The sequence below is a fragment of the Streptomyces sp. SD31 genome (assembly GCF_052068475.1).
Taxonomy (GTDB): Bacteria; Actinomycetota; Actinomycetes; order Streptomycetales; family Streptomycetaceae; genus Streptomyces.
This window is the reverse complement of record NZ_JBQHCX010000005.1, coordinates 82,645-109,224: the sequence shown is the minus strand read 5'-3', so window position 1 is coordinate 109,224 and position 26,580 is coordinate 82,645. Positions and strand designations below refer to the sequence as shown.

The window sequence follows — 26,580 nt, the reverse complement described above, 5'->3', positions numbered from 1 at the left end:
GACCTCTTGTGTTCCGGGCCTTCGCGGGCTACATGACGCCCCCGGCATGCTCGACGCCGGGGGGCGTCATTCGGGTACCGCGTCCAGGAGTTCCGCCAGCCGCGGGGAGACCTCGGTGCTCGTCGCCACCTGCACCGCCTCCCCGTCCTTCCACCAGTGCACGCCGGTGATGGTGGTGAAGGAGGTGTCGTTCTCGTTGTCCGCGCACATCTTCCGCATCCCCGCCACCACGGCCTGGGCCCCTACGCGCCGAACGATCCGGTGATACATGAACAGGCCGGGGTCTCCGAGGATCCCCACCAGCACCCCGTGCTGGGCCGGCCCTCCGGCCCGCTCGGCGAGCCGGTGGAGCGACCACCGGGTCAGTTCGTCGATCCGCAGCAGGTGGCCCAGCCCGAAGCGGTCCTCCCCGCCGGCATGGGTGAGTTCCGGTACGCCGTCCGCCGCCGCGCTGGTGGTGAGGTGGATGGGTTCTTCACGCACGTTACGCAGGGCGGCCTCCCACCACACGTCGGGATCCGCGCCGACCGCACTCGCCTCGCCGGCCGCGACCGCTCGCGTGCCTTCCGGTGCCCGTACGCAGAGAACGGCGACCACCCCGTCCGACCACCTCCGCACGAGGCCGTTGCTGAGGTCCCTGTCCTCCTCGACGGGTATGAGGAGCGGCATCAGGAGCGGGCGCAGCCGCTCCTCCTCCGTCCTGGCGCGCAGGACCTCGGGCGCGCGCCGGGCCTGGAACTCGAATTCCCGCCTGATGCCCTTGACCCAGGTCTTGTACTCCCAGGTGCAGGTGTCACGCAGCAAGGGGCCGATGTGGATGTCGATCCGAGGCCGGGTGAAGGTCCCGGTCACCGGGATGCGGCCGCTGCGGTGCCAGAGGGCGTACTCGCCGCGGCCGTACTCCCGCAGCACCCGTTCCAGACAGCGGACGCCGAGTTGGAACTCCTCGCTGGTCATGCTGCCCAACTCCGCGTACCACTCGGGTACGCGCCGCCCCCGCCCGAACCACTTCATGTACCGCTCCCCCAGCTGCGCGGCCCCACATGAGGCCGGCGACGGCACTCGCATGTCCCTTGGACATGATGCCGTCGCCGCTCGAGCCTCGTCAGCCGGTGAACCGGCCCCTTTTACGCCGTTTTACGCCGCCCGTGCCTCCGCCCGAGCCACCGGAAAGCCCTCGGTGCGGAAGACCCGCCGCTCGGCGTCCACCGCGAACACCTCGCAGCCCTCCCGCGAGGCGGCCCACTCGACGCCGTCCGCGCCCATGGCGAAGGCCGCCGTGGCCACCGTGTCCGCCACGGTCAGGGAGGACGCGGCGACGGTGAGGGACAGCAGCCCCGTCGCCGGACGTCCGGTGCGGCCGTCGATGATGTGGTCGCCGCGCTCGTAGCGGGCGGACGTCGCGATCGCCCCGTCGGTGAGTTCGGCCACCGTGCACACCTTGTCGGCCTGCTCGGGGTGGCGTACCCCCACCCGCCAGGGCCCGCCGGAGGCGACCACGTCACCACCGGCGTTGAGGACGAAGCGCCGCGCTCCCGCCGCCTTCAGCAGCTCGGCGGCCCGCTGCACGGACCAGCCCTTCACCACCGCGCACGGGTCGAGACCGCGCCCCGGCAGCCGTACGTCGAAGGCGCCGCCGGTGGCGAGCCGGTACTCCTCGCACAGCGCCAGCACCTCGTCGAGGTCCGCGCTGACGTCACTCCGCGCGATCTCGTCCCGGTCCAGGCGGCACACCTCACTGTCGGTCTTGAACGGGCTGAACCGGGCGTCGACCTCGCGCAGCCAGGCGAACACGGCGTCGGCCGCCTCCTCGGCGACGTGCTCGTCGTCGACCCGCAGCGAGACCGGGAACCCCATGACGTGTTCGACTCGGTGCATGATCAGCCCTTCGCGTCGATCGCGGCCTGGAGGGACTCCATGTAGCCGCCGCTGGTGATCGTGGCGCCGGACACCGTGTCGATGTCCGCGCTCTGCGCCTCCAACGTCTCCGCGATCAGCTTCGGCACCGCCGCCGTCGTCTGCGGGTGATTCGGCTGCTGGAGCATCTTCACAGCCGTGATCTTCTCGCCCTCGAAGGTCACCTGGACCTGCACGGGGCCCTTGACGGTCTGCAGGGTCGGGCCGTCGACCGTCTGCGAGGCGGCGGCCGCCGAGGGCGAGGCGGAGGACGAGGACGCCGACTCCGCGTTCGCGTCGATGGCGGCCTGCAGCGACTCCTTGTAGCCGCCGCTGGTGATCGTGGCGCCGGACACCGTGTCGATGTCCGCGCTCTGCGCCTCCAACGTCTCCGCGATCAGCTTCGGCACCGCCGCCGTGGTCTGCGGATGGTTCGGCTGCTGGAGCATCCTCACGGCCGTGATCCTGGTGCCCTGGAAGGTCACCTGGACCTGCACGGGGCCCTTTTCGGTCTGCAGGGTCGAGCCCTTGACGACCGTGCCGCCGGAGCCCGAACCCGACGCGGCGGAGGACGACACCGAGGGCGTCGAGGCTTCCGTGGAGGCGGTGCCGAGGGACGGCTCGTAGAGCCAGACCGGGACCAGGCCCGCGACGCTCAGGACCAGGACAGGTATTGCTCGCTTCACGTGTCTTTCCCGTCCTTCTCAGCCGGCCAGGCTGAAACGCTCGAAGTGGACCTGCTGCTTGGGCACGCCCAGCTCGCGCAGGCTGCCGATCACCGCGTTCATCATGGGCGGCGGGCCGCACAGGAAGACGTCCCGGTCGGTGATGTCCGGAACCAGTCGCGTCAGCTCGGCGGGGGCCAGCTTGTCGGGGACGGGCGGGCCGGTCACCAAGTGCAGCTCGGCGCCCTTGGCGTGGGCGAGCTCGACCAGCTCGCCGTACAGGACCGCGTCCCGGTCCGTGGCGACCCGGTAGATCACGACCGCGTGGCCGTGCAGCTCCTCCAGCAGCGCCCGGATGGGGGTGACGCCGACGCCGCCCGCGATGAGGACGGCCTCCGGCCGGGTGCGGTGCATCGTGGTGAAGGCGCCGTAGGGGCCCTCGGCGAAGACACGCGTGCCGACCTTGAGGTGCCTGAGGCCCGCCGAGCCGTCGCCGGCCGCCTTGGCGGTCAGGCGCAGCGTGCGGCCGTCGGGGGCGGCGGACAGGGAGAACGGGTTGGCCTGCCACCAGCGGTCCTTGGTCAGGAAGCGCCACAGGAAGAACTGGCCGGCGCGGGCCGGGAGCTTGTCCAGGTCGCGACCGGTGACGTAGACGGAGACCACGTTGTCGGACTCGGCGACGACCGCGGAGACGCGCAGTTGGTGGCGCCAGTTCCGCCACAGCGGCAGGACCAGCCGGCCCACGAACACCGAGGCGAGGGCGACGCCCCACACCGCGTACCAGTACGTCGTGGCGGCGGAGGACGAGGTGAAGGACGTACCGACCGCGACCTGGTGCGTGAACGCCAGGACGACGGCGACGTAGGTGTACAGGTGGATGAAGTGCCACGTCTCGTACGCCAGCCTGCGGCGCGCGAACCGGGCCGACACCACGCCGATCACGATGATGATGCCCAGCGCGACGACGGCGCGCAGCACGCCCTCGACCGTCTCGGCGAGGTCGATCAGCTGGTTCACCGGGTCCAGGGAGGACGACTCGGCGTAGCCGAAGGTGATGAACACGGCGTGCGCGAGGAGGGCCCACAGCACGCTGAAGCCGTTCCAGCGGTGCCAGGACGTCAGCCGGTCCATGCCGATCCGGCGGTCGAGCCAGGGCAGCCGGGCCACCAGCAGCAACTGGAACGCCATGAGCAGGGCGCCGAGCAGACCGGTCAGCCGGCCGAGCACGATGAGCGTGTTCGAGGCGAACCCTGCGGCGAAGAAGAAGTAGAGCACCACGGCCACGTTCGCGGCCAGCAGGGCGTACAGGCCCGTGCGGGCGACCACCCTGGGGCGTATCGCCGTGGGGGGCGCAGGGGGCGATTGGACGGTCGTCACGGGCGACAGCTCCTTGATCTCGTCTGTGGATATCGAGCTTGTCCGGCGGGTGCTGTCCAAAAGCTGTCGTACTTCTTTCAACTGGTTATCGATGTGGTCGCGGTCCCACCCCGCCCCCGGGAATCGCCGCCGGGTGCCGCACTATGAACGGGTGGAAAAAGTACGCCTTCTGGTCGTGGACGACGACCCGCCCATCGCCGACCTCGTCGCGACGGTCGCCCGCTACGAGGGCTGGCAGGCGGTCACCGCGAACTCCGGTGAGGAGGCGCTGCGGCTGGCCGCCGAGTTCCACCCGGACATCGTGGTGCTGGACCTGATGCTGCCCGACCTGGACGGCTTCGGCGTCCTGGACCGGCTGCGCGGCGCCGGGACGATGGTGCCCGTGGTGTTCCTCACCGCCCGCGACGGGGTCGCCGACCGGGTGGCCGGGCTGACCCGGGGCGGCGACGACTACCTGGTCAAACCGTTCGCGGTGGAGGAGCTGATGGCCCGGCTGCGGACCGTGCTGCGGCGCAGCGCGGGACCCGGCTTCCAGCGTTCCGTCCTTCGGGTGGCGGACCTGATGATGGACGAGGACACCCGCGAGGTGCGCCGCGGCGACAAGCTGCTCACGCTCACGCCGACCGAGTACGAGGTGCTGCGCTATCTGATGCGCAAGTCACCGACCGTGCTGACCAAGGCGCAGATCCTCGATCATGTGTGGGAGTACGGCTTCGGCGGCCGCTCGAACGTCGTCGAGCTGGTCGTCAGCCGGCTGCGCCGCAAGCTCGACGACACCGGCACGCCGCTGATCCACACCGTGCGGGGCTTCGGGTACGTGATCCGGCAGGCAGCCGAGTGATCGGGCGGCTGCGGCGGGCGTACCGCAGGATGCGGCTCGGGACCCGGCTGGCACTGGGCCTCGGCGTGCTGTCCCTGGTGGTGTTCGGCGTCGTCGGCACGGCCCTGACGACGTACATGCGGGACTACCTGTCGGCCCAGTTGGACACGCAGCTGGCGCAGGGGCAGATCGCCCAGTCCAAGAGCATCGCGGACTACGGCACGCTGTCGGGCAAGAAGTACTACAGCTGGTTCTACGCCGTGTACGACGTGGCGGACGGCACTCCGGAGCTGCGCAAGCCCGAGGATCCCGCCGACGTGCCGAAGGATGTCGACGACTTCACCTCCCTCGCCCGGGCGCAGACCGCCGCTCACACGGAGCTGCTGCGCACCGAGCACCTGCGGGGCGAGGGCGAGTACCGGCTGCGCGCCTGTGAGGTCGAGCCCGGGGTGGTGCTGGTCAGCGCCGCGCCCATGGAGGACATCGAGGACACCGTGGGCCAGCTGATCACCATCCAGGTGGTCACCTTCGGGCTGGCGCTGCTGGCCCTGGTCGTCCTGGGGCGGGGGATGCTGCGGCGGGGCCTGAAGCCGCTGAGCGACATGGCGCACACCGCCCGCGGCATCACCTCGCACGACCTGACGGACTCGGCACGGCTGCCGGTGCGGCACGACGGGCGCAGTGGCGGGCCCGAGGTCGAGGAACTGCGCACCGCGTTCAACACGATGCTGGAGCACATCGACGACTCCCTCGCGGTGCGGGCGGAGGCGGAGCAGCGCCTGCGGCGCTTCGTGGCGGACGCCTCGCACGAGCTGCGCACGCCGCTGATGTCGGTGCGGGGCTATGCCGACCTCTTCCAGTACGCGGCCGCCAACGCCCCCGAGGAACGGGACAGGCACCTGGCCCGGCTGCGCGCGGAGGCCGCCCGCATGGGCTTCCTCCTCGACGACCTGCTGCTGCTCGCCCGCCTGGACGCCGCTGAGGTCGAGACGCCACTGCGCCCGCAGGAGGCGGACCTGGTGGAGCTGGTCGAGCATGCGGCGGACGCGTTCCGGGTCACCCACGCCGACCACCCGCTGGCGGTGGCGCCCGGCCCCGGTTCCCTGAAGCTCCGCCTGGACCCCCAGCGCGTCCGCCAGGTCCTGGACAACCTGCTCACCAACGCGGCGATGCACACCCCGCCCGGCACGCAGGTCTCCGTGGCGGTGTCGATGGCGAACGGCTCGGCGCAGGTCCGGATCGCCGACGCCGGCCCCGGCATCCCGCCCGCCGACCGGGAACGCGTCTTCGACCGCTTCTACCGGGTCGACAAGGCCCGCAGCCGTGACCGGGGAGGCAGCGGGCTGGGTCTGGCGGTCGCGCAGTCACTGGTGCGCGCGCACGGCGGCCGGATCGACCTGACCAGCGAGCCGGGGGCGACGGTGTTCACGGTGACGATCCCGCTTACGCCCGGACGTCTTACGGACCCGTGACATGACCGGCGCCGACCGGCCGAGACGCCCGTCGCGCCCCTAGCGTGAGCGCATGCGTGTACTGGTCACCGGCGGTGCCGGGTTCATCGGGTCCCATGTCGTCGAGGCGCTCACCGAGCACGGGCACGAGCCCGTGGTGTACGACGTCCGCGCCGACCCGGAAGCGGACGTACGGAACCCGTACACCGTCCGCGCCGCCCTGACCGGCGTCGACGCGGTGTGCCACCAGGCCGCGATGGTCGGCCTCGGCGCCGGGTTCTCGGATGCCGCGGAGTACGTCTCCCGCAACGACCTCGGCACGGCCGTACTGCTCACCGCCATGGCCGACGCGGATGTGCGGCGGCTGGTGCTGGCGGGGTCGATGGTGGTGTACGGGGAGGGGCGGTACGCGTGCGCACGGCACGGGGTCGTACGCCCGGGCCCGCGTGCCGTCGCCGACCTGGACGCGGGGCGCTTCGAGCCGCCCTGCCCGGTGTGCGGCGCCGACCTCGCGCCCGGCCTGGTCGCGGAGGACGCCCCGGTCGATCCGCGCAACGTGTACGCGACGACGAAGCTCGCCCAGGAACACCTGGCGGCGGCGTGGGCGCGCGCGACGGGCGGTACGGCGGTGTCGCTGCGCTACCACAACGTCTACGGCCCGGGCATGCCCCGCGACACCCCCTACGCCGGGGTCGCCTCCTTCTTCCGCTCGGCGCTCGCACGGGGTGAGGCGCCGCGGGTGTTCGAGGACGGCCGCCAGCGCCGGGACTTCGTCCATGTACGGGACGTGACCGCCGCCAACGTGGCCGCGCTGGAGGCGAGTTCGGTGCTTCCGCAGGGCGCGCTCACGGCGTACAACACCGGCAGCGGCGACCCGCACACCGTCGGCGAGATGGCCCGGGCGCTCGCGGCGGCGTACGGCGGGCCCGAACCGGTGGTGACCGGGGAGTACCGGCTGGGCGATGTCCGGCACATCACGGCGGACTCCTCGCGGCTGCGGGCGGAGCTGGGCTGGCAGGCCGAGGTGGGGTTCGCGCAGGGGATGCGGGAGTTCGCGGCAGCCGGGATGCGGGGGGCGTAGCCTCACTCGGACCGGTGGTGCTGCCCGCCTTCAGGAAGCGGCAGCGGGCAGCACCACCTCGAAGCGGCAGCCGCCGGGGACGTTGCGTACCGTGGCCCGACCGTCGTGCGCCTCCACGATGCCCCGCACGATGGCGAGGCCGAGCCCCGCGCCGGCCGGGGGTGTGCGGGCGTGGGTGCCGCGCCAGCCGGTGTCGAAGACGCGGGGCAGGTCCTCCTCGGGGATCCCGCCGCAGCTGTCGGTGACGGACAGCACCACGCCCTCGGGGACGCGCTCGGCGGCGACGGCGACCGTGCCGTCGGCCGGGGTGCGCCGGATGGCGTTGACCAGCAGGTTGCCCAGGACGCGGCTCATCTCCTTGCCGTCCACCCGCACCGGCACCGGTTCGACCCGCTTGCCGACGAGCCGGACCCCGTGTTCGCGGGCCAGCGCGTCCGCGCCCGAGAGGGCGTCGCCGACGAGGTCGTACAGGGACATCCGGGCGAGCGAGAGCGTCAGGGCGCCGGCGTGGATACGGGACAGCTCGAAGAGGTCGCCCACCATGCCGTTGAGGCGCTCGACCTCCATACGGATCTGCTTGAGGTAGCGGTCGGGGTCGGCGGCCACCCCGTCCTCCAGGGCCTCCGCCATCGCGCGCAGGCCGGCCAGCGGGGTGCGCAGGTCGTGGGAGATCCAGGCGACGAGTTCGCGCCGGGAGGACTCCAGGGCCCGCTCGCGCTCGCGGGACTCGGCGAGTTTCGCGCTGGTCGCCTCCAGCTCGCGGCTCAGCGCGGCGAGTTCGGCGGTGGCGGGGCCGTCGGGCGAGGTGAAGTCGCCGCCGTCGCCGAAGGAGCGGGCGGCGAGCGTGAGGGCGTGGCTGCGGGCGGCGACCCAGCGGCCGAGCAGCAGGGCGGTGGCCAGGGAGACCACGGCGGCCATGGCGACGACGGTCGTGACGACGCTCAGGTCGTGCGGGGACAGGAACATCGCCTGCGCGACGGCGAGCGTGCCGGCCAGCATGGCGGTGATACCGACGCCGGCGACCACGGCGAGGTGGGCGATGAGCGAGCGGCGCCGGATCAGCAGGAGTACGCAGGCGCCGAGCAGGCCGGCCGCGGCGGCGCCGAGGAAGGCGAAGAGGGCGATGAGCAGGGTGTCGCGCACGGTCACGCCTCCCCGTCGGGAGAGGATTCGGTGGTGCCGGTCGCGTCGAAGCGGTAGCCGACGCCCCACACGGTCTGGATGAGCCGGGGCCTGGCCGGATCGTCCTCCACCTTGCCGCGCAGGCGGCGGACGTGGACGGTGACGGTCGACAGGTCTCCGAAGTCCCAGCCCCACACCTCGCGCATCAGGTCCTCACGGCTGTAGACCCGGCCGGGGTGGCGCAGGAAGAAGGCGAGGAGGTCGAACTCGCGGATGGTGAGGGCGAGTTCGCTGCCGTCCTTGACGGCGCGGCGGGCCGCCGGGTCGACCGAGAGGCCCGCGGCGCGCAAGGCCACGGACGCCTCGGCGGGCCGGGTGCGGCGGAGCACGGACTCGACGCGCAGGACGAGTTCGCGGGGGCTGAAGGGCTTGGTGACGTAGTCGTCGGCGCCGACCTCCAGGCCGAGGATGCGGTCGTCCTCGTCGCCGCGTGCGGTGAGCATGATGACCGGCACGGGCCCCTGGCCGCGCATCCGGCGGCACACCTCCAGGCCGTCCATGCCCGGCAGCATCAGGTCGAGGACGACGAGGTCGGGCCAGTGCGCGGCGGCCCGGGCGAGGGCGTCGGGGCCGTCGCCGGCGCGGTCCACGACGTAGCCGGCGCGGTCGAGGTATCCGGAGACGATCTCGGCGACGGTGGGGTCGTCGTCGACCACGAGAACCCTGGCCCCGGCCTGCGCGTTCGGTTGTTGCTGCTCCATGCCGCCAGCGTCGCACCCGATGCGCGCGGGCGGAGCCGGGCCGGCTCCGACGTCCGTGTTTCGTAAGGAGCAGTAGTCCGATATGCACCTTTTGCGCTCGTAGGGTGAAAGCCGTGACGACTTCATCACCACGAGCGAGTGGCCCTCATCCGGCGTCCGTGGACGTCGTGCTCCCCTGTCTCGACGAGGCCGAGGCGCTGCCCTGGGTCCTGGAGCGCATCCCGCCCGGCTGGCGGGCCCTGGTCGTGGACAACGGCTCCACCGACGGCTCGGCCCGCGTCGCCCGCGAGCTCGGCGCGACCGTCGTGCACGAGGAGCGCCGCGGTTTCGGCGCCGCCTGCCACGCCGGGCTGACCGCCGCCACGGCCGACATCGTCTGCTTCTGCGACTGCGACGCCTCCCTCGACCCGGGCGACCTGGTGCCCCTCGTACGGCGGATCGCGGCGGGCGAGGCCGACCTCGTCCTGGGGCGGCGCCGCCCCCGGGCCCGCGGGGCCTGGCCGCCGCACGCCCGCGTCGGCAACCTCGCGCTCACCCGCCTGCTCCGCCGCCGCACCGGCCTGCGCCTGCACGACCTGGGACCCCTGCGCGCCGCCCGCCGCGAGCGGTTGCTCTCCCTCGAACTGACGGACCGGCGCAGCGGCTACCCGCTCCAGATGGTCGTCCGCGCCGCCGACGCGGGCTGGCGGATCACCGAGTACGACGTGCCGTACCTGCCGCGTACGGGTGCGTCGAAGGTGACGGGGACCTGGCGGGGGACATGGCAGGCGGTGCGGGACATGAGCCGGGTGCTGGCGGAGGACGACGGAGGGCGTGCCGGGGCCGGCGCCGAGCCGGCCGCGCACGCAGAGCCCGCCCCCGTACAGAAGGGAACCCGCCCGTGACCACGCTCCTCGTCATCGCCAAGGAGCCCCGGCCGGGCCGGGTGAAGACCAGGCTGACGCCGCCCTTCACGCCCGAGGAGGCGGCCGTGCTCGCCGAGGCGGCCCTGGCGGACACGCTGGACGCCGTGGCGCGCACGCCCGCCCGGCGCCGGGTGCTGGTCCTGGACGGGGCGCCGGGCCCCTGGCTGCCGCCCGGCTTCGAGGTCGTACGGCAGTGCGCGGGCGGTCTCGACGAACGGCTGGCCGCCGCCTTCGCGGGCTGCGACGGCCCGACGCTGCTCATCGGCATGGACACCCCACAGGTGACGCCGGAGCTGCTGACGGTGGACTGGGCCGACTGCGAGGCGTACTTCGGCCCCGCCGAGGACGGCGGCTTCTGGGCACTGGGCCTGGCCGCACCGGACCCGGCGCGGCTGCGGGGCGTACCGATGTCGACGCCGCGGACCGGCGCCGTACAGCGCGCCCGCCTCGCGGACCTGCGGGTGCGCGACCTGCCGTGCATACGGGACGTCGACACGGCGTACGACGCCGATCTGGTCGCCGAGGCGGCGCCGGGCAGCCGGTTCGCGACGACGCTGGCGCGCCTCGCCCCGGCGGCGGACCGATGAGCGGCGCACGGGACATGACCGCGGGGCGCATCACACGCCAGGCGAGCCCCGGCGCGCTCGGCAGTCCGGTGGACAACGCTCCCTGGTCCGCCGACCCGTACTCGCACGCCCTCCGCACCGGCCGGGGCCCCCTCTTCCTGCGCCGCCCCGACGGCTGGCTGCTGCCGCTCGAAGTGGAGCGGTGGTGCGCGGACGCCGACGCGGCGGATCTGGAGGTGCTGCGGCGCTGTGAGGGTGCGGTGCTGGACGTGGGGTGCGGGCCGGGGAGGCTGGTGGCGGCGTTGGCCCGGCAGGGGCGCCGCGTGCTCGGCATCGACGTCAGCGAGGCCGCCGTCTCCCGCACCGTACGGCTCGGGGGCCCGGCGTTGCGCCGCTCCGTCTTCGACCCGCTCCCGGGCGAGGGCCGCTGGGGCACCGCCCTCCTCGTCGACGGCAACGTCGGCATCGGCGGAGACCCGGCCGCCCTGCTCGACCGGATGGCACAACTCCTCGCCCCGGGCGGCCTGTTGGTCGCCGAGACCGTGCCGGAGATGGACCTCGACGAACGGGTCCGGGTCCGCGTCACCGACGCCCGGGGCGCCACCGGCACCGCCTTCCCGTGGGCCCGGCTCGGCACGCCCGCCCTGCTGCGGCATGCGGAGCGCGCCGGCTGGCGTGCCGTCGATCAGTGGACGGCCGGCGGGCGTTCCTTCGCCGCCCTGCGCAGCCGTCGCCGCCGCAGCACGAGCAGCACCGCGGAGCCGCCGAAGAGCACGGCGGTGATCAGCAGCCAACGGGCCGGGAAGCCGTCGGCGGACAGGCCGGTGCCGGAGGCGTAGCGGTCCGCGACCCGGCCGCTGATCAGCGGGAACCAGACCAGCAGGAGCAGCAGGGACAGCGCGGCGGGGACGCGGACGTACGCCGCCCACCGTCGGTGTCCGGCCGCCTGGAACCCTCGTAGCAGCACCTGGTCCGCCGCCCCGTACAGCGGCAGCAACACGAGGTCGTGGAGGACCGCCGCCGCCACGAACCACAGCGCGACCTCGAACCAGTCCCGCTCCAGCAGCCGCACCCCCGCATATCCGGTGAGCGCGAACGAGCTGACGAGCAGGAGGAGTTGGAGAGGGCTGCCCAGAGCGGGCCGCAGTCGTCGCATCACAGGTCTCCGAACGTCATCCGCGCCACCCACTTGGTGTTCAGCACACCGGGCGCGGCGGGCACGATGATCCGCGCCGGGTAGCCGTGGTCGGGGGTCAGGTCCTCGCCGTTGACGAACAGGGCGAGCAGGGAACGGGGATCGGCGACCTGGTTGGCGCGCAGGGCGGCCCGCCGGAAGGCGCCGCGCCGTTGGAGCGACTCCACGAGGACGTCGGGTGGGTCGCCGTCGTGGCCGGCGAGCGCCGCGAGGTCCCGCAGCCGCACCCCGCGCCACCACTGGTCGGAGGTCGACCAGCCCTCCACGCAGGCGATGGGCAACGCCGCGCTGTGCAACGGAAGGTCGAGCAGGTCGGCCCGGCCGAGGCGGACGGTCCGGCCGTTGCGCCCCTCGACGACGAGCCGCCAGGCCTCCTCGTTCGTGTCGGCGGCGCGGATCCCCGCGTACGCGGCCGTCTTGTTGATCTGGAAACCGCCCGGCCCGCTGCCCGGTTCGGCGCCGCCGTGCGGGGCGAGGAGGGCGGTCCGGCGCAGGACCCCGTCGAAGTTCTGCCCGACGGTCGTGCCGAAGAGCAGCAGCGAGCCGCCACCGACGAACCACAGCGCACCGCGCCGGGAGACGGTCGGCTCGGCGGGAGCCGGAGAGGTCAACTCGCTGTCTTCTTCGTTCAGTCGACGCAGGTTCCGCAGCGCCATGGGTGTCTTCAGCACCGCGTGCACGACGAACGCGGCGAAGAAGACCCACGCCCCGTAGAAGTGCAGGGTGTAGAAGGAGCCGGGGAAGACGTAGTCCAGCTGGACGTTGAGCACGCCCGTCACGAACTCGAACAGGGCGCCCCCGACCAGGAGCAGCAGCGAGATCCGCTCCAGGGCGTGCGCGAGCGACCGCGCCGGCGGCAGCGTGAAGAGCTTCGGTACGACCGACCACAGCTTGGCCAGGAGCACGGGGATCAGCGTGATGCCGAGCGTGACGTGGACGCCCTGGTTGAGCCGGTACAGCCAGTGCGGGTCGGTCGGCCAGGAGAAGAGGTAGAAGCCCAGGATCCCCTTGTCCGGGGTCTTGTCGTTCACCGGCGCCAGGTTCGGGTTGTAGGCGGCGTAGGACACCAGTCCCGTCACGAACAGCACCGTGATGCCGCCGAGCAGTACGACACCGAGCACCGAGGTCAGCCAGGGGCCGCGCAGCGGACTGCGCCAGAAGGCGGGAGAGAAAGGAGACAGAGGGGAGGAGGGAGTCCGTGCCATGCCCCGACGGTACGTCCGGTCCACCCCGGGAAAGCGTGCGCGAACCATGACGAATCTCTGACGTCCGCGCCTGTCAGCCGTCCGGAGGAAGGTGTCCGTCCTAGCGTTCTGGCGTGAACCGCGACCTCCGCCCTGACCTGTCCGCCGCAGCGGCCGCCGCGCTCCTCGTCGTGACCGCCGCCGTCGTCGGCACCGTGATCCAGCACCGGGACGGCACACTCCGGGTCAACTGGCCGCCGCTGTTGGCCGACTGGGGTCCCCATGCCGGTCCCGGCACCCCGGCCGCGCTCGCCGTCGCGGCGGCGGTCGTTGCGTACGGCCCCGCGGTGGCGGCCCGACTGCGCTGGCAGGTCCTGCTCCTGGCCACCTGGGTCACCGGCATGGCCTGGACCTGGTCGCTCGCCCTGGTCGACGGCTGGCACCGGGGCGTCGCGGAGCAGCTGACGACCGCGCACGAGTACCTCCGGGCCGTCGACCGCTTCCAGGACATCCCCGCCACCCTGCGGGGCTTCTCCGACCACATCCTGCTCCAGTCGCCGGACCACTGGCCCGCCCATGTCGCCGGGCATCCCCCGGGCGCCACCCTCACCTTCGTCCTCCTCGACCGGATCGGCCTGGGCGGTGGCGGCTGGGCGGGAGCCTGGTGCATCACCGTGGGGACGACGGCGGCGGTCGCGGTCCTCGTCGCCGTACGCGCTCTGGCCGACGAACGGCTCGCCCGCCGCGCCGCACCCTTCCTCGTCCTCGTCCCGGCCGCGGTCTGGGTGGGCACCTCGGCCGACGGGTACTTCGCGGCGGTCGCCGCGTGGGCGGTCGCGTTCCTGGCGCTGGCGGTGACGGGTCACCGGCCGGGGTGGACGGGTCTGGCCTCGGGCCTCCTCTTCGGCTGGACGGCCTACCTCTCCTACGGCCTGACCCTCTTCGCCGCGATCGCGGCCGTCGTCCTGCTGTTGGGCACACGCCGCGTCCGCCCCCTGCCCTTCCTGCTGGCCGGATTCCTGGTCGCCCCCGTCGCCTTCACGATCGCGGGCTTCCACTGGTGGGAGGCGTACCGCCTGCTGGTCACCCGCTACTACCAGGGCGTCGGTGGTCTGCGGCCGTACGGCTACTGGGTGTGGGCCAACTTGGCGTGCACGGTGGTCGTCGTGGGTCCGGCGACGGCGGCGGGGCTGCGGCGGGCAGGCGCGGCGCTGATCCGGCGTACGGAAGGAACCCAGGTCCGGCTGGCACTCCTCGTGTGCGGCGCGCTGGTCGCGGTGCTGGTCGCCGACCTGTCCGGGATGAGCAAGGCGGAGACGGAGCGGATCTGGCTGCCGTTCGCGCTGTGGCTGCTGCCCGCGTGCGCCTTGCTGACGGGGGCGCGGGGCTGGCTCGTGGCGCAGGCGGTGCTCGCGCTGCTCGTCAATCACCTGCTGTGGACGGGTTGGTGACGTGACCACAGAACACGTCAACGTAGGTTAGGCTTACCTAAGTCGACCTCGCAGGATCGAAAGGTTCCCATGTCTGCTGCCACCCGCCCCGAGCCGACGCCCGCCGAGCGCGCACGCTCGGTGCTGGCGGCGGCCGGCTCGCTGACCGTCACCACGCACGGCCATCGCATCGAACTGATCGGCCTGCACACCGTCGACGCCGCCGCACGGCTGCTCCTGCACAACCCGCCGGACGGCCACCTGGCCGCCGAGTTGACCGTGGCACCGCACGGCGAGCTGACCGCCCTCGTGGAGTTCACCGACATCGCCCCCGTCGCCGTACGCGAGCGGGTGCGCGCCCGGCTGACGCTGGGCGGCCGGCTCAGCGCCCTCGGCCCGAAGACCCTGGTGTTCCACCCGACCCGGGCCGTGCTCACCGAGGACGACGGGACGACCGTCGTCGGCCTCGACGAGCTGAGCCTCGCCTCCCCCGACCCGTTGGCCACCCACGAGGCGGAGATGCTGGCCCGGCTGGACGCGGCCCACGCCGAAACCGTCACCCCGCTCGCCCGCCTGCTGTCGACCCGGGAGCAACTCGGCGCAACCGCCGTACGGCCGCTGCGCCTCGACCGCCACGGCCTGGTGCTGCGCGTGGAGACAGCGGACTCCCACCACGACACCCGCCTGCCCTTCGCCGCCCCGGCCACCCACCCGGGAGCCGCGGTGCGGGGGATCCACGCCCTGCTCGCCGAGGCCACCGCCCGTCCGCGCCGCCGGCGCCTGCCGACCACGCCGTAGGCGAGGCGCACGACCACGAGCCGCCGGCCTCCGGGCCACTCGCGGAGGCCTTCCCGTCTCCTCCGCGAAGGCGCCCGGAGGTCGGCTCATCCGCTGATCCCCGCCCCGGTCCCCGTCTCCAGGCGCTGCGTCGTCTCCATGAGCGAGATCGTGAACGGATGCCGGGGTTGCGTCAGGATCCGCCGCGCCGCCCCCTGTTCGACCAGTTCGCCCGCTTCCAGTACGGCGATGCGGTGGGCCAGACGTGCCGTGTCCAGGTCGTGGGTGATGAGCACGAGGGACAGGTCGTCGCCCTCGCCCACCAGCCCCGCGAGGACGTCGAGGATGCCGCGCCGGGTGACCGTGTCCAGACCGGAGGTGACCTCGTCGCAGATCAGCACCCGGGGGCGGGCGAGCAGGGCCCGGGCGAGGGCGGCGCGCTGGAGTTCGCCGCCGGAGAGTTCGCCGGGGCGGCGGGTCAGGTCCGCTGCCAGGCCCAGGCGATCGAGAGTGGCCGACGCCTCGTCCGTGGCCGCCCGTTCACCGGTGCCGCGCAGACGTACCGCCGTACGGGCCACCTGCTGCAGCACGGGCCGGTGCTCGTCGAAGGCGGCGCGGGCGTCCTGGAAGACGTACTGCACGGCGGCCAGTCGGTCGCGGTTACGGTGGCGCAGGCTGCGCGGGAGCGGTGTGCCGTCGAGCAGGATCTCACCGTCGTGGTCACGGTGCAGGCCCGCGAGGCAGCGGGCGAGCGTGGTCTTCCCGCTACCGGAGCGGCCGACCACGGCCAGGCACTCGCCGGGGCGGAGAGCGAGACGCGCAACGCGCAGGACGGTGGTCCGGCGATCGTGTACGGCGGTCAGGTCCCGTACTTCGAGGACCGGTTGGCCCGAGCTCGCACTCTCCGTGCCCTGCGGTACCGCGCGCTGTTCGTCGAGGAGTCGGCGCGTCCACTCGTGCCGGGGCGCCGACCACAGCCGCTCCACCGGGCCCGACTCGACGACCCGGCCCGCGCGCATGACGAGGACCTCGTCGGCGAGGGCGCGTACCACGTCCAGGTCGTGACTGAGCAGCACGACCGCGATGCCGCGTGCCGCCACGGCCGCCAACTGCTCGACGATACGGCTCTTGGTCAACGCGTCCTGGCCGGTGGTCGGTTCGTCGGCGACGATGACGCGGGCCCCGAGCAGCAGGGCCTGGGCGAGGACGACGCGTTGCTGCTGACCGCCGGAGAGCTGGTGGGGATGGCGACGCAACAGGACCTCGCCGTCCGGGAGTTGGGCGTCGGACAGCGCGCGCAGGACCAGCTCGCGGGCCGCCGTACGGCGTTCGGCGCGGGGCAGGTGGCGGACCTGGGGGCGGGCGATGTCGTCGAGGAGGGCACTGACGCGGCGAGCCGGGTTGAGGACGGCCGCCGGATGCTGGGGCACATAGCCCACCAGACGGTCGGCGGGCGGGCTCACCTCGCCCGTGACCCGGGCGCCCGGCGGGTACTCCCCCAGCAGCGCCAGGCCGGTGGTGGTCTTTCCGCTGCCGGACGCACCCACCAGCGCGGTCACCTTGCCCGGCAGCACCCGCAGGTCCACTCCGTCCACGATCGCACGACCGTCGATCTCCACGCGCAGGCCGCGGATCTCGGCGACGGCCTCGTCCGTTGCCCCGCTCACGAACGTCGTCCCTTCTTCTCCAGCGCGGCGTCGAAGAGCAGGTTGGTGCCCATCGTCAGCGCCACGATCAACAGCGCGGGCACCACCACGGCCCAGGGCTGCACGAACAGGCCGGTGCGGTTGCGGTCCACCATGACCGCCCAGTCGGCGGCGTCCGGCGCGACACCGACGCCCAGGAACGCGGCCGTCGACACCAGGTACAGCACGCCGGTCAGCCGGATACCGGCGTCGGCGGCGAGGGTGCGCAGCGCCGACCGTCCGACGTAGCCGACGGCGATCCGCCACCAGCTCTCGCCCTGCATGCGCAGCGCCTCGACGGCGGGGCGGGCGGCGGCCTCCCCCGCCGCCGCCCGCACGATCCGGGCCGCGTCGGGCACGTTCACCAGCGCCACCAGCAGCGCGAGCCCGGCGGCGCCCGGCGACAGCACGGAGGCCACGAGCAGGATCAGCAGCAGCGACGGTACGGCGAGCAGCACATCCAACGGCCGCATCAGCAGCTCCTCCAGCCACCGCAGGCGGGTCAGCGCGCTGATGAGCGCGACCGGGACGGCGACGAGGTAGGCGAGCGCGGTCGCGGCCAGGGCGGTGAGGACGACCGTACGGCCGCCCAGGAGGACTTGCTGCCAGACGTCGCGGCCCACGAAGTCGGTGCCGAGCCAGTGGTCGCCGCCGAGGGTGAAGGACGTCGCCCGGGGTCCGGGGTCACCGGTGAACAGCGGTCCGAGGAGGGCGAGGGCGAGAGGCACGGCGACGACGGCGGCGCCGAGCGCGAAACGGCGACGCGTCATGCGGCCACCCCCGCTCGGGGAGTGAGCCGGTGGGCGACCAGATCGGCCCCGAGGTTGAGTACGACCGTCAGCACGCCGAACACCACGGCCAGCCCCTGCACCACGGGTACGTCACGTTCGGCCACGGCGTTGAGGAGGACCGTGCCCAGGCCCGGGATCACGAAGAGGGCCTCGACCACGATCACCCCGCACAGCAACCAGTCGACGGTACGGGCGAGTTGCTGCGCGGCCGGGGCGAGGGCGTTCGGCAGGGCGTGGGTGTAGCGGACCCGGGCGCCGGGGACGCCGTAGCGGCGGGCGTGGGCCGCGTAGGGGGAGGCGAGGGCGTCGACCATGCCGGCCCGCACCAGGCGGGACAGGGAGCAGACCGGGCGGGACAGCAGGACCAGCACCGGCAGGACCAGCGCCGCCGGATGGGAGAGCAGATCGGTGCCGTAGCCGACCGCGGTCGGCGGCAGCCAGGCCAGCTTCAGGGCGAGGACCGTCACCAGCAGCACCCCGAGGGCGAACTCGGGGACGGCGTACACGGCCAGCGTCACCGAGCTGACCAGCCGGTCGGCGAGGCCTCCCTCGTGACGGGCGGCGAGCACGCCGAGGCCGAAGCCGAGGGGGACGAGGAGCGCCAGCGTGAGCGTGGCCAGCAGCAGGGTCGGTCCGAAACCGTCGGCGATGTACTGGGTGACCGGGCGGCCGGAGGCCAGGGAGGTGCCGAAGTCACCGTGCAGCAGGCCCACCGCCCAGTCGGCCAGCCGCTCGTACGCCGGCCGGTCCAGGTCCATCGCCTCGCGGATCGCGGCGATGCGCGCGGGGTCCGGCTGGTCGCCCGCGAGGGCCACGGCGGCGTCGCCGGGCAGCGCCTCGGTGAGCGCGAAGACCAGCAGCACGACGGCCATGGTCTGCGCGACACCGAGGCACAGCCGCCGGGCCGTGAACGAGCGCATGGGGCTCACTCTCACGCGAGCCAGACCTTGTCGAAGCGGGCCCAGTCGAGGGTGTTGGCGGGTGCCTTGGTCTCAACCCCCTTCACCGTGCGGGCCGTTCCGATGATCCAGTCGGCGAAGCCCCAGATGAGGAAGCCGCCCTCGGCGTACAGGCGGCGCTGCATGCGCTCGTAGACGGCGGCCCGTTCGGTCTTGTCGCGGGTGGACTGGGCCTGCTGGTAGAGGGCGTCGAAGTCCTTGTGCTGCCACTTGGTGGCGTTGGTGGTGGAGTCGGTGAGCAGGCGCTGGGAGATGTGGGCCTCGATCGGCATGGCGCCGGAGCGGTAGCAGCACAGGGTGCCGCCGTCGAGGATGTCGCTCCAGTAGGAGTCCTTGCTGCCCATCTTGACGTCGATCGTGACGCCCGCCTTGGCGGCCTGGTCGCGGAAGATGCCGGCCGCCTCGGTGAACCCGGCGGCGACGGCCGACGTGTCCAGGGTGACCTTGAGCTTCTCGGCACCGGCCTGCTTCAGCAGGGCACGCGCCTTGTCGAGGTCCTGCTCGCGCTGGGGCAGGTCGGCGGCGTAGTACTCGTAGCCCTTGCCGAACAGATCGTTGCCGACCTCGCCCGCGCCGGAGAGGGCGCCGTCGACGAGTTCCTGCCGATCGGCGATGAGGAAGAAGGCCTCGCGGACCCGCTTGTCGTCGAAGGGGGCCCGGTCGGTCTTCATGCAGAAGGCCTGCATGGCGCTGTTGCGCAGCCGCACGATCTCGATCTGGCCCCCGCTCTCGTGGGCCCGTGCCGTGGTCGGGTTGAGCTCGTGCGCGTACTCGACCTGGCCGCCGAGGAGGGCGTTGACGCGGGCGGACTCCTCGTTGGCGACGACGAACTCGATCTCGTCGAGGAGCGGGGCGCCGTCCCAGTGGTCGTCGTAGCGGCGGAAGACGGCGGAGCGGCCGGGGGCGAACGACACGAAGCGGAAGGGGCCGGAGCCGATGGGCTTCTTGTCGAACTCGGTGGCGTTCTCGGGGACGATGTACGCGCCGAACGCGGCCAGGATGTTGGGGAATTCGGCGGTCGGCCGCTTCAGCACGAACTCGATGCTCCGCTCGCCGGTGGCGCGGCTGGCGTCGAGGTCGAGGGGTTCCAGGGACGCCTTGGCCCGGAACGCCTGCTTGGGGTCGGCGATACGGCGGTAGCTGTAGAGGACGTCCTTGGCGGTGACCGGCTTCCCGTCGTGGAAGGTGGCCTGACGCAGCGTCACCTGCCAGCGGTCCAGCGCCTTGTTGGACTCCCACTTCTCGGCGAGGCGGGGCTGGGCGGAGAGGTCGGCTCCGTAGTCGGCGAGCTTGTCGAAGAGCGCCTTGGCGCGGGCGACGTCGGCGAAGAGGTTCGCCAGATGCGGATCGAGGGTCTCGCTCGCGCCGCCGCCGGCGAAGGCGGCGCGCAGCCGGCCGCCGCGCTTGGGGGTGCCGGACGCGCTGTCCGCCTTGTCGTCCGTGCCGCTGCCGCAGCCGACGAGGGCGAGGGCGGCGGCGCCCGAGGTGGCGGCGAGGAAGCCGCGGCGGCGCAGGCCGGGGAAGCGTTCGTTCATGACTGTCCCTTGAGATCTTGGTGTGTCAGTGGGAAGAGGTGCGGCGGGCGACGACGTGCAGCCGGTCCGCGTCGGTCGTACGGCCCGGGAGGTCGCCCTCGGACCAGACGGGCTCGGTGCGCGGGCCGGGGCCGTCGTGCAGTTCGAGCACCTCGAAGCCGTGGGCGGCGAGGAAGTGCCGTAGCTCCTGCGGGAACAGCAGCCGCCAGGCGGAGCGCTGTTCGACGGGCGCCGAGCCGTCGTCGGCCGTCCATACGCGGGTACGGCGCAGGAGTTGGGCGGTGCGGTCGACGGTCAGCGTGGTGGTGGACCGATAGGCGGTGCCCTGCCAGGTGAACGCGTTGGCGGACGGGGTGTCGAGGAGGTCCGTACGGCCCAGGAAGTACGCCCCGTTGCGCATCTCCGCGACCAGCAGGCCGCCCGGTGAGAGGGCGTGCCGGCAGGAGGCGAGGAAGCCGTCGAGCTGGTCGTTGGTGTGGCAGTACAGCAGGGAGCTGTCCAGGCAGACGACCGCGTCGAAGGCGGCCCCGCCCCGGTCCCGCAGGTCGAAGCCGTGCAGGTCGGCCCGGACGTACGCCGGTCCCGGGTGATGGACGCGGGCGTGCGCCAGCATCGCCTCGGAGAGGTCGGCGCCGGTCACCGTACGGCCGACGGAGTGCAGGTGGGCGGCGTCGCGGCCGGTGCCGCAGCCCATGTCGAGGACCCGCGGGCCGGCGTCGTGACGGCGCAGGCAGTCTTCGGCCCAGCGTCCGGCGAGCCGGTCCGGGTCGGGGAACCGGGCCTCGTAGAGGGCGGGGTTGTCGGTGAGGAGATTGCGCCGCTCATCGGCTTTGCGGTGCTCATCGGTGTCAGGGCTCGCATCCACCCGGGTACCGGTCATGCGTTGCTCCTCTGCTGAGAGGCCTGTGCCGCTGCCGGGACCGGATCCGCGGGCAGCGCCCCTTGCCGGTGCAGCCAGGCCACTCCGCCCGCCGACGCCAGCCCGAACACGGCGCAGCACACCCACGGCAGCCACGCATGGCCTCCGCTCTCGCCCGCGTCCATGGCCCACCCGACGACGGTGTTGCCCACGGCCGCGGCGACTCCGGAGACGACGTAGAAGATCCCGAAGTAGGTGCCGGTCAGCTCGGGTCGCCCGAAGCGCGGGATCAGCTCCATCACGAACGGCGAGGCGGCCATGACGCCGAGGTAGAGCAGCAGCGCGCCGAGCAGCACGGGCCCGGCGTCGAGCCACCCGGGAGACCCCGCCCCCGCCACCAGGGCCGGCGGCAGGAAGGCCAGCCCCATCACCGCCAGGCCGACGGCGATCCACCGCGCCCTGTCACCACGGGCCTTGAGACTCCTCGTGATTCTCAGCTGAAGCGCCAGGTTGGCCACCGTACCGACGAGGAAGACGATCCCCGCCGCCCCGTCCCAGCCGGTGGCCTCGCGGGCCCCGGCGGGCAGCAGCAGGTACAGCTGGTTCTCCAGGGTGAACATGCCGACCATGGCGAGCGCGAAGGCCAGGAAGGCCCGGTTGCCGAGCACCTCCCGCCAGTCCCCGAGGACACCGCTGTTGCCGCTGGGCTCGACCTTCCGCGCGGGCAGGACGAGGGCCTGCGCCACGGTGAGCACCGCGAAGATCCCGGCGGCGGTCAGCGCGGAGGTACGGAAGTCGACGAGGAGCAGCGCGCTGCCCAGCAGCGGCCCGATCAGCGCGCCGGTCGTGGCGAACACGTTGAACAGCGCGAACGCCTCCGCCTTGCGCTCCCCCGACTCCTGCGCGAGGTACGCCCGCACGGCCGGGTTGAACAACGCCCCGGCGAGTCCGCTGAGCACGGACGCGGCGAGCAGCACCGGCAGCCCGTCGCCGAGTGCGAACAACCCGAAGCCGACGGTCCGCAGCGCGCACCCGGCGATGATGACGCCGCGCGCCCCGAGTCGGTCGGACGCCGAGCCGCCGATGATGAACAGGCCCTGCTGGCTCAGATTCCGCACGCCGAGGACGATCCCGACGACCGCCGCCGACATGCCCAGGTTCTCGCCGAGGTGGGTGGCGAGGTACGGGATGAGGAGGTAGAAGCCGGTGTTGACGCCGAGCTGGTTGACGAGGAGCAGTTGGACGGCGAGCGGGAATCCGCGCATCTCACGCCACGTCTTCATGCGCCGTCACCTCCTCGACTCCCAGTCCCGGCAGGCCACTTGTGCGTACGGTGCCGTCCGCGCCGCCGATCCCCGTCCACGGGTCGTGCGCGAGCAGCAGATGCCCGTCCAGATCGGCCCAGCGGGCACGGTCGGCCAGGTGGACGGCGGGTGCCAGGCCGAGGGTGCTGGCGGTGAGGCAGCCGAGCATCAGCTCGGTCCCGCTGCCCTCGATCAACTCCGCGATCCTCAGGGCCGCTCGGACTCCCCCGCACTTGGCGAGCTTGACGTTGACGCCGTGGACGCGCCCGGCCAGCCGCCGTACGTCCTCGACGCTCACCGCGTCCTCGTCGGCGATGACAGGCAGCGGTGACTTCTCGGCGAGGGCGCCCAGCGCGTCCGGGTCGCCGGGCGGCAGCGGCTGTTCGACGGCCTCGACCCCGAGCGCGGCGAACCGCGGCAGCAGCCGCTCGGCCTCCGCCACGCTCCAGGCGCCGTTCGGGTCCAGCAGCAGCCGCACCCGAGGGGCCGCGTCACGGATGACCCGGGTGCGCTCGATGTCGTCCTCGGGGTCGGGGGTGCCCGCCTTCACCTTGATGACCTGGAAGCCGTTGGCAGCCAGGCGCCGGGCCTCGGCGGCCGCGTGCGCGAGCGAGGTGATGCCGATGGTGCGTGCGGTGGCGACGCCGAGCGGTGTATCGGTTCCCAGGAGCCGGTGGACGGGCACACCGTCCCGCTTGCCGACGAGGTCCAGCAGCGCGGACTCGACGGCGGCGATGACGGCGGGCGGAACGGCATCCGAGGGCAGGGCCTCCAGGGCGCTCTCGGGATCGGCGAACCGTTCCAGACCGACCGACGAGATCAGCCGTACGAGCGTGTCGGCGTCCAGCCCGTAGTACACGCTGCTGACGGCCTCGCCGTATCCGGTCGCTCCGTCATGCTCGACGGCCAGCCACACGGCGTCGCGGGCGGTCATGGTGGAGCGGGAGATGCGCAGCGGCTCGGCGAGTTCGAGACGTACGGTGCGCAGGCGGGCCTTCATCGCGTCCTTCCGGAAGAGAGCGGATCGGCGACCCGGGCGCACCGCGCCCACCCGCTCGCCTCGGCGGCATACGGATGCGGTATCTCCACGGGCCGGGTGGCGGCGCCGGCGAGGTCGAGGCCGTGGGCGGCGAGGAAGTCGTCGTCGTAGACGGTGCCGAGGTAGCGGTGCGGCCCGTCGGGGAACACGGTGGCGACGACCGCCCCCGGGTGCACGCAGGCCGCCCAGGCGGCGACCCGCCCGACCGCGCCCGTGCTCCAGCCGCCGCTGACGAAGCTGCCCCGGGCGAGTCGTCGGCAGCTGTCCACGGCCTCGGCGGGGCCGATCCAGTGGACCTCGTCGAAGGCGTCGTAGGCGACGTTGCGCGGGTGGATGCTGCTGCCGAGGCCGCGCATCAGGCGGGGGCGGGCGGGCTGGCCGAAGATCGTGGAGCCGGTGGCGTCGACGCCGATGAGCCGGAGCGCGGGCCAGTGCCGGCGCAGCGGGGCGATGACGCCGGCGCTGTGACCGCCGGTGCCGACGCTGCACACCAGGATGTCCAAGTGGTCGAGCTGGGCGCCGAGTTCGGCGGCCAGGGAGGCATAGCCGGCCGTGTTGTCGGGGTTGTTGTACTGGTCGGGCCAGTAGGCGCCGGGCAGTTCGGCGAGCAGCTCACGCAGTCGGCCCAGGCGGGCCGCCTGCCAGCCGCCCTGGGGTGCCGGGCGGTCGACTAGCTCCAGTCGGACGCCGTGCGCGCGCAGCAACTGGCGCATGGACGGCTCCAGTTCGCTGTCGCCGACCAGCACGACGGGGTGGCCGAGCGCCTGCCCGGCGAAGGCGAGCCCGATGCCGAGCGTGCCGGAGGTGGATTCCACCACCGGGGCGCCGGGTTGCAGTTCACCGCGCTCGCGCGCACCGAGCAGCATCGACACGGCGGCCCGCGCCTTCATCCCGCCCGCCGCGAGGCCTTCGAGTTTGGCCCAGAAACCGGGGTGGGCGTGGGGCAGGTCGGTGGTGATACGGACGACGGGGGTACGGCCGAGCAGGGCGAGCAACTCCGGGCGCGCGGTGGGAAGTACGGCGGTCGTGGTCATCGCACATCCCCGGGACAGCGGTATCGGTGGACGACGCCGGGCCCGCCGTCGAGCCAGAAGAAGGGGTAGGGCTCCGCGCACACCGCGCTCACTCCGTGCCCGAGGAAACGGGGCAGGACCGCGCTGCCGGTCTGCGCGAACATCACCAGCTGCTTGCCGTGCCGCAGCGCGTGCTCGCGCAGCGGCTCGAAGGTGCCGTTGCCCAGGGTCATCCCGGACACCAGCAGGGCGTCACAGCGCCGGGCGGCGGTGAGCGCGTCGGTGACAACCGGCTCGTCCCACTCGGTCACGCCACCCTTGAGGTCGCACGGCACGTAGCCGATCCCGCGCGAACGCAGCGCTTCCAGCAGGGAGTTGACGACGCCGACGACCAGCACCGTGCCCCCGGCCGGAAGGTCCAGCAGCTCGACGACCGCCCTCGCCCTGGTCTTGGACTTCTCCAGCGACGACCCGGCGGGCAGGTCGACGGGCAGTGCCCCGTGGTCCGGCGTGTGCGGGGTGACGTGCATCAGGTAGGCGTCGAGGGCGGCCACCCGCACCGCCGGCAGCGGATGCTCCAGCAGCCGTGCCACGTCGGCGCCCACGCAGTCGTCGAGCGCGCTGTCGGGCAGTTCGCCGGGCTCGACCGCGCAGGACCCGACGGCCTCGGCGAGGCGCAGGCTGAGGACCTCGTTGCGGTAGCCGGTGCCGCGACCGTCGTGCCGTACGGCCTGCCGGGTGGTGAAGGCGACGGCGATGCGCTGGGTGCTCGGGTCGGGGCCGAGGGCGCCGGCGCGGACGCGGGCGACCAGGTCGTCGTACGTCCGACAGGGCGCCGTCGGCGTCGCGCTGACGGCGGTCATCGGATCACCAGCCCCGCGCGCAGTCCGGCCAGCAGGTCCGCCACGCGGTCACGGGCGCCGAGGCCTTCCGCGTCGCCCGCCATGACGTGGCCCAGGTACTCGTTGTTGCTGCCCGCCGCCTTCACGGCCTTGCCGGGCTCGGCGAGTTGCACCTCCAACACGTCGGGATGGTCGGCCAGTTGGCGGCCGTCGAGTGCTTCGAGCGTCCCGGCGCGGTCCGGCACGAGGAAGCCGATGGCGGCGCTGCGCAGCCCCGTGTCCGTGCGCCGGAGGTCGGGCTCGCGGCCGAGGGCGACGTCCACGCAGGCGGCGGCGAGGTCGATGCCGGTGACATGGCGGACGAGTTCGGTGATGCGGTTGCCGGCGGGCCGGGGATTGACCTCGACGACGCGCGGCCCGGCGGAGGTCAGCTTGATCTCGGTGTGCGCCACGACGCCGTCCGTCAGCCCGAGCGCCTTGAGCGCGCCGAGCGTGGTCTGCTCGGCGGCGTCGATGTCGGCGAGCGGCAGGGCGGCGGGGAACATGTGGCCGGTCTCGATGAAGGCGGGCGCTCCGCCGATGCTCTTGTCGGTGACGCCGATCAGGTGCACCGCACCCCCGTACGACACGGTCTCGACGCTCACTTCAGGGCCGTCGAGAAGCTCCTCCAGGAGCACGGCGGAGGTGCGCCGCTGGCCACGGGCGTTGACCGGGAAGTCGGCCAGGGCCCTGAAGGCATCGGCGAGTTGGGACTCGTCATCGACGCGTCGCACATACATGCCCGCGCACAGGTCGACCGGCTTGACGACCAGCGGGTAGCCGATCTCCTTCGCGGCCCGCGCGAGGTCGGCCCACTCCTCGTGGACGGCGAAGCGCGGTCCGGGCAGGCCCGCGTCGGCGAGGACGCGGCGGGTGGTGTCCTTGCGGCAGGCGTTCTCCACCGCCTCGGGGCCGGGGCCGGGCAGGCCGAGGTGCCCGGCGATCCGGGCCACCGTCGGCAGGTAGTAGTCGCAGGAGGTGACCACCCCGTCGAAGCCCAGCACGGAGTGCAGCCGCTCCACCTCGGGCAGCAGCGCGTCGAGGTCATTGGTCTCTGTCGTGATCACATTGCGGGCGCCGAGCAGCGGGTGTGCCGTCCCCTCGGGCGCCGAGCGCAGGTAGTGATGCAGGTCCCGGGTGAGGAAGGTGAACTCGTGTCCGCCCTCCCGGATCGCCCGTGGCAGCAGCCTGCTCATCGACCCGACCCAGCTCTCTACCACCAGCAGATGAGCCACAACTCCCCTTTTCGTGCCGTGAGTTCAGACGTCAAGGCAGCCCCGTGCA

General features: G+C 73.0%; 25 protein-coding genes. 8 read left to right on the top strand and 17 right to left on the bottom strand.

The window, feature by feature from the left end:
• Nucleotides 1-66: 66 nt before the first annotated feature.
• The 4 genes from ACTMVF_RS12545 to ACTMVF_RS12530 all read right to left on the bottom strand — a co-directional run bounded on the left by ACTMVF_RS12545 (nucleotide 67) and on the right by ACTMVF_RS12530 (nucleotide 3,938).
• A complete protein-coding gene (locus ACTMVF_RS12545; RefSeq protein ID WP_441271054.1) occupies nucleotides 67-1,014 on the bottom strand; it encodes a hypothetical protein in 948 nt (315 codons plus the stop codon).
• A 123-nt stretch (nucleotides 1,015-1,137) separates the two neighbouring features.
• Complete coding sequence (locus ACTMVF_RS12540) at nucleotides 1,138-1,878, bottom strand: FAD:protein FMN transferase (protein WP_441271053.1); 741 nt, start codon at nucleotides 1,876-1,878, stop codon at nucleotides 1,138-1,140.
• A gap of 2 nt (nucleotides 1,879-1,880) precedes the next feature.
• Nucleotides 1,881-2,582 carry an FMN-binding protein gene (locus tag ACTMVF_RS12535; protein ID WP_441271052.1) on the bottom strand — a complete coding sequence of 234 codons (702 nt, stop codon included), beginning with the start codon at nucleotides 2,580-2,582 and terminating at the stop codon, nucleotides 1,881-1,883.
• 18 nt (nucleotides 2,583-2,600) lie between these two features.
• Complete coding sequence (locus tag ACTMVF_RS12530; RefSeq protein WP_441271051.1) at nucleotides 2,601-3,938, bottom strand: ferredoxin reductase family protein; 1,338 nt, start codon at nucleotides 3,936-3,938, stop codon at nucleotides 2,601-2,603.
• Between the two features lie 151 nt (nucleotides 3,939-4,089).
• On the opposite strand from ACTMVF_RS12530, the gene ACTMVF_RS12525 reads away from it, so the two are divergent.
• From ACTMVF_RS12525 to ACTMVF_RS12515, 3 genes are read left to right on the top strand one after another with little or no spacing between them, the layout of a single operon-like run.
• Nucleotides 4,090-4,779 (top strand): response regulator transcription factor, encoded by a 690-nt coding sequence (locus tag ACTMVF_RS12525; RefSeq protein ID WP_441271050.1) that lies wholly within the window; start codon nucleotides 4,090-4,092, stop codon nucleotides 4,777-4,779.
• Nucleotides 4,776-6,230, top strand: coding sequence for a sensor histidine kinase (locus ACTMVF_RS12520; RefSeq protein ID WP_441271049.1), 1,455 nt, complete (start codon nucleotides 4,776-4,778; stop codon nucleotides 6,228-6,230). The genes ACTMVF_RS12525 and ACTMVF_RS12520 overlap by 4 nt, the downstream gene beginning before the upstream one ends.
• 52 nt (nucleotides 6,231-6,282) lie before the next feature.
• Entirely contained in the window at nucleotides 6,283-7,290 is a 1,008-nt protein-coding gene (locus ACTMVF_RS12515) for an NAD-dependent epimerase/dehydratase family protein (RefSeq protein ID WP_441271048.1), read from the top strand.
• 30 nt (nucleotides 7,291-7,320) lie between these two features.
• Here the strand turns inward: ACTMVF_RS12515 and ACTMVF_RS12510 are convergent, their stop codons facing one another.
• Together ACTMVF_RS12510 and ACTMVF_RS12505 are read right to left on the bottom strand one after the other, a co-directional pair.
• The gene (locus tag ACTMVF_RS12510; RefSeq protein WP_441271047.1) at nucleotides 7,321-8,433 is read right to left on the bottom strand and encodes a sensor histidine kinase; all 1,113 of its coding nucleotides are present in this window, start codon (nucleotides 8,431-8,433) and stop codon (nucleotides 7,321-7,323) included.
• A 2-nt stretch (nucleotides 8,434-8,435) separates the two neighbouring features.
• Entirely contained in the window at nucleotides 8,436-9,173 is a 738-nt protein-coding gene (locus ACTMVF_RS12505; RefSeq protein ID WP_441271046.1) for a response regulator transcription factor, read from the bottom strand.
• A 158-nt stretch (nucleotides 9,174-9,331) separates the two neighbouring features.
• Here ACTMVF_RS12505 and ACTMVF_RS12500 point away from each other — a divergent pair, with 158 nt between their 5' ends.
• From ACTMVF_RS12500 to ACTMVF_RS12490, 3 genes are read left to right on the top strand one after another with little or no spacing between them, the layout of a single operon-like run.
• A complete protein-coding gene (locus ACTMVF_RS12500) occupies nucleotides 9,332-10,057 on the top strand; it encodes a glycosyltransferase family 2 protein (RefSeq protein WP_441271045.1) in 726 nt (241 codons plus the stop codon).
• Entirely contained in the window at nucleotides 10,054-10,665 is a 612-nt protein-coding gene (locus tag ACTMVF_RS12495) for a TIGR04282 family arsenosugar biosynthesis glycosyltransferase (protein WP_441271044.1), read from the top strand. Before ACTMVF_RS12500 ends, ACTMVF_RS12495 begins: the two co-directional genes overlap by 4 nt.
• Entirely contained in the window at nucleotides 10,662-11,483 is an 822-nt protein-coding gene (locus tag ACTMVF_RS12490; RefSeq protein WP_441271043.1) for a methyltransferase domain-containing protein, read from the top strand. The genes ACTMVF_RS12495 and ACTMVF_RS12490 overlap by 4 nt, the downstream gene beginning before the upstream one ends.
• Nucleotides 11,484-11,799: 316 nt before the next feature.
• Here the strand turns inward: ACTMVF_RS12490 and ACTMVF_RS12485 are convergent, their stop codons facing one another.
• Entirely contained in the window at nucleotides 11,800-13,044 is a 1,245-nt protein-coding gene (locus ACTMVF_RS12485; protein WP_441271042.1) for a molybdopterin-dependent oxidoreductase, read from the bottom strand.
• Between the two features lie 113 nt (nucleotides 13,045-13,157).
• Here ACTMVF_RS12485 and ACTMVF_RS12480 point away from each other — a divergent pair, with 113 nt between their 5' ends.
• Both ACTMVF_RS12480 and ACTMVF_RS12475 read left to right on the top strand, forming a co-directional pair.
• On the top strand, nucleotides 13,158-14,474 hold the full coding sequence (locus ACTMVF_RS12480) for a hypothetical protein (protein ID WP_441271041.1): 1,317 nt from the start codon (nucleotides 13,158-13,160) through the stop codon (nucleotides 14,472-14,474).
• Nucleotides 14,475-14,543: 69 nt separating this feature from the next.
• The gene (locus tag ACTMVF_RS12475; protein WP_441271040.1) at nucleotides 14,544-15,251 is read left to right on the top strand and encodes a DUF2470 domain-containing protein; all 708 of its coding nucleotides are present in this window, start codon (nucleotides 14,544-14,546) and stop codon (nucleotides 15,249-15,251) included.
• An 86-nt stretch (nucleotides 15,252-15,337) separates the two neighbouring features.
• Here ACTMVF_RS12475 and ACTMVF_RS12470 read toward each other — a convergent pair whose 3' ends face one another.
• Genes ACTMVF_RS12470 through ACTMVF_RS12425 form a run of 10 tightly spaced genes read right to left on the bottom strand, consistent with a single transcriptional unit; the run spans nucleotide 15,338 to nucleotide 26,531 of the window.
• A complete protein-coding gene (locus ACTMVF_RS12470) occupies nucleotides 15,338-16,897 on the bottom strand; it encodes an ABC transporter ATP-binding protein (RefSeq protein WP_441271039.1) in 1,560 nt (519 codons plus the stop codon).
• Nucleotides 16,894-17,685, bottom strand: a complete 792-nt coding sequence (locus ACTMVF_RS12465; RefSeq protein WP_441271038.1) for an ABC transporter permease — start codon at nucleotides 17,683-17,685, stop codon at nucleotides 16,894-16,896. The genes ACTMVF_RS12470 and ACTMVF_RS12465 overlap by 4 nt, the downstream gene beginning before the upstream one ends.
• Nucleotides 17,682-18,635: an ABC transporter permease gene (locus ACTMVF_RS12460; RefSeq protein WP_441271348.1), complete on the bottom strand. Its 954-nt coding sequence runs from the start codon at nucleotides 18,633-18,635 to the stop codon at nucleotides 17,682-17,684. The genes ACTMVF_RS12465 and ACTMVF_RS12460 overlap by 4 nt, the downstream gene beginning before the upstream one ends.
• A 2-nt stretch (nucleotides 18,636-18,637) precedes the next feature.
• A complete protein-coding gene (locus ACTMVF_RS12455; protein WP_441271037.1) occupies nucleotides 18,638-20,200 on the bottom strand; it encodes an ABC transporter substrate-binding protein in 1,563 nt (520 codons plus the stop codon).
• 25 nt (nucleotides 20,201-20,225) lie between these two features.
• Nucleotides 20,226-21,080: a class I SAM-dependent DNA methyltransferase gene (locus ACTMVF_RS12450; RefSeq protein ID WP_441271036.1), complete on the bottom strand. Its 855-nt coding sequence runs from the start codon at nucleotides 21,078-21,080 to the stop codon at nucleotides 20,226-20,228.
• Nucleotides 21,077-22,342: an MFS transporter gene (locus ACTMVF_RS12445; RefSeq protein ID WP_441271035.1), complete on the bottom strand. Its 1,266-nt coding sequence runs from the start codon at nucleotides 22,340-22,342 to the stop codon at nucleotides 21,077-21,079. The genes ACTMVF_RS12450 and ACTMVF_RS12445 overlap by 4 nt, the downstream gene beginning before the upstream one ends.
• The gene (locus ACTMVF_RS12440) at nucleotides 22,326-23,363 is read right to left on the bottom strand and encodes a dipeptide epimerase (RefSeq protein WP_441271034.1); all 1,038 of its coding nucleotides are present in this window, start codon (nucleotides 23,361-23,363) and stop codon (nucleotides 22,326-22,328) included. Before ACTMVF_RS12440 ends, ACTMVF_RS12445 begins: the two co-directional genes overlap by 17 nt.
• Nucleotides 23,360-24,436, bottom strand: a complete 1,077-nt coding sequence (locus tag ACTMVF_RS12435; RefSeq protein WP_441271033.1) for a PLP-dependent cysteine synthase family protein — start codon at nucleotides 24,434-24,436, stop codon at nucleotides 23,360-23,362. Before ACTMVF_RS12435 ends, ACTMVF_RS12440 begins: the two co-directional genes overlap by 4 nt.
• Nucleotides 24,433-25,278, bottom strand: coding sequence for a Rossmann-like domain-containing protein (locus ACTMVF_RS12430; RefSeq protein WP_441271032.1), 846 nt, complete (start codon nucleotides 25,276-25,278; stop codon nucleotides 24,433-24,435). The genes ACTMVF_RS12435 and ACTMVF_RS12430 overlap by 4 nt, the downstream gene beginning before the upstream one ends.
• A complete protein-coding gene (locus ACTMVF_RS12425; protein ID WP_441271031.1) occupies nucleotides 25,275-26,531 on the bottom strand; it encodes an ATP-grasp domain-containing protein in 1,257 nt (418 codons plus the stop codon). The genes ACTMVF_RS12430 and ACTMVF_RS12425 overlap by 4 nt, the downstream gene beginning before the upstream one ends.
• Nucleotides 26,532-26,580: the final 49 nt, after the last annotated feature.

Coding starts and splice junctions, on each gene's coding strand:
- ACTMVF_RS12465 (WP_441271038.1), bottom strand. CDS start 17,685: ATGACGCGTCGCCGTTTCGCGCTCGGCGCCGCCGTCGTCGCCGTGCCT.
- ACTMVF_RS12475 (WP_441271040.1), top strand. CDS start 14,544: ATGTCTGCTGCCACCCGCCCCGAGCCGACGCCCGCCGAGCGCGCACGC.
- ACTMVF_RS12450 (WP_441271036.1), bottom strand. CDS start 21,080: ATGACCGGTACCCGGGTGGATGCGAGCCCTGACACCGATGAGCACCGC.
- ACTMVF_RS12445 (WP_441271035.1), bottom strand. CDS start 22,342: ATGAAGACGTGGCGTGAGATGCGCGGATTCCCGCTCGCCGTCCAACTG.
- ACTMVF_RS12505 (WP_441271046.1), bottom strand. CDS start 9,173: ATGGAGCAGCAACAACCGAACGCGCAGGCCGGGGCCAGGGTTCTCGTG.
- ACTMVF_RS12515 (WP_441271048.1), top strand. CDS start 6,283: ATGCGTGTACTGGTCACCGGCGGTGCCGGGTTCATCGGGTCCCATGTC.
- ACTMVF_RS12540 (WP_441271053.1), bottom strand. CDS start 1,878: ATGCACCGAGTCGAACACGTCATGGGGTTCCCGGTCTCGCTGCGGGTC.
- ACTMVF_RS12490 (WP_441271043.1), top strand. CDS start 10,662: ATGAGCGGCGCACGGGACATGACCGCGGGGCGCATCACACGCCAGGCG.
- ACTMVF_RS12485 (WP_441271042.1), bottom strand. CDS start 13,044: ATGGCACGGACTCCCTCCTCCCCTCTGTCTCCTTTCTCTCCCGCCTTC.
- ACTMVF_RS12430 (WP_441271032.1), bottom strand. CDS start 25,278: ATGACCGCCGTCAGCGCGACGCCGACGGCGCCCTGTCGGACGTACGAC.
- ACTMVF_RS12435 (WP_441271033.1), bottom strand. CDS start 24,436: ATGACCACGACCGCCGTACTTCCCACCGCGCGCCCGGAGTTGCTCGCC.
- ACTMVF_RS12440 (WP_441271034.1), bottom strand. CDS start 23,363: ATGAAGGCCCGCCTGCGCACCGTACGTCTCGAACTCGCCGAGCCGCTG.
- ACTMVF_RS12455 (WP_441271037.1), bottom strand. CDS start 20,200: ATGAACGAACGCTTCCCCGGCCTGCGCCGCCGCGGCTTCCTCGCCGCC.
- ACTMVF_RS12545 (WP_441271054.1), bottom strand. CDS start 1,014: ATGAAGTGGTTCGGGCGGGGGCGGCGCGTACCCGAGTGGTACGCGGAG.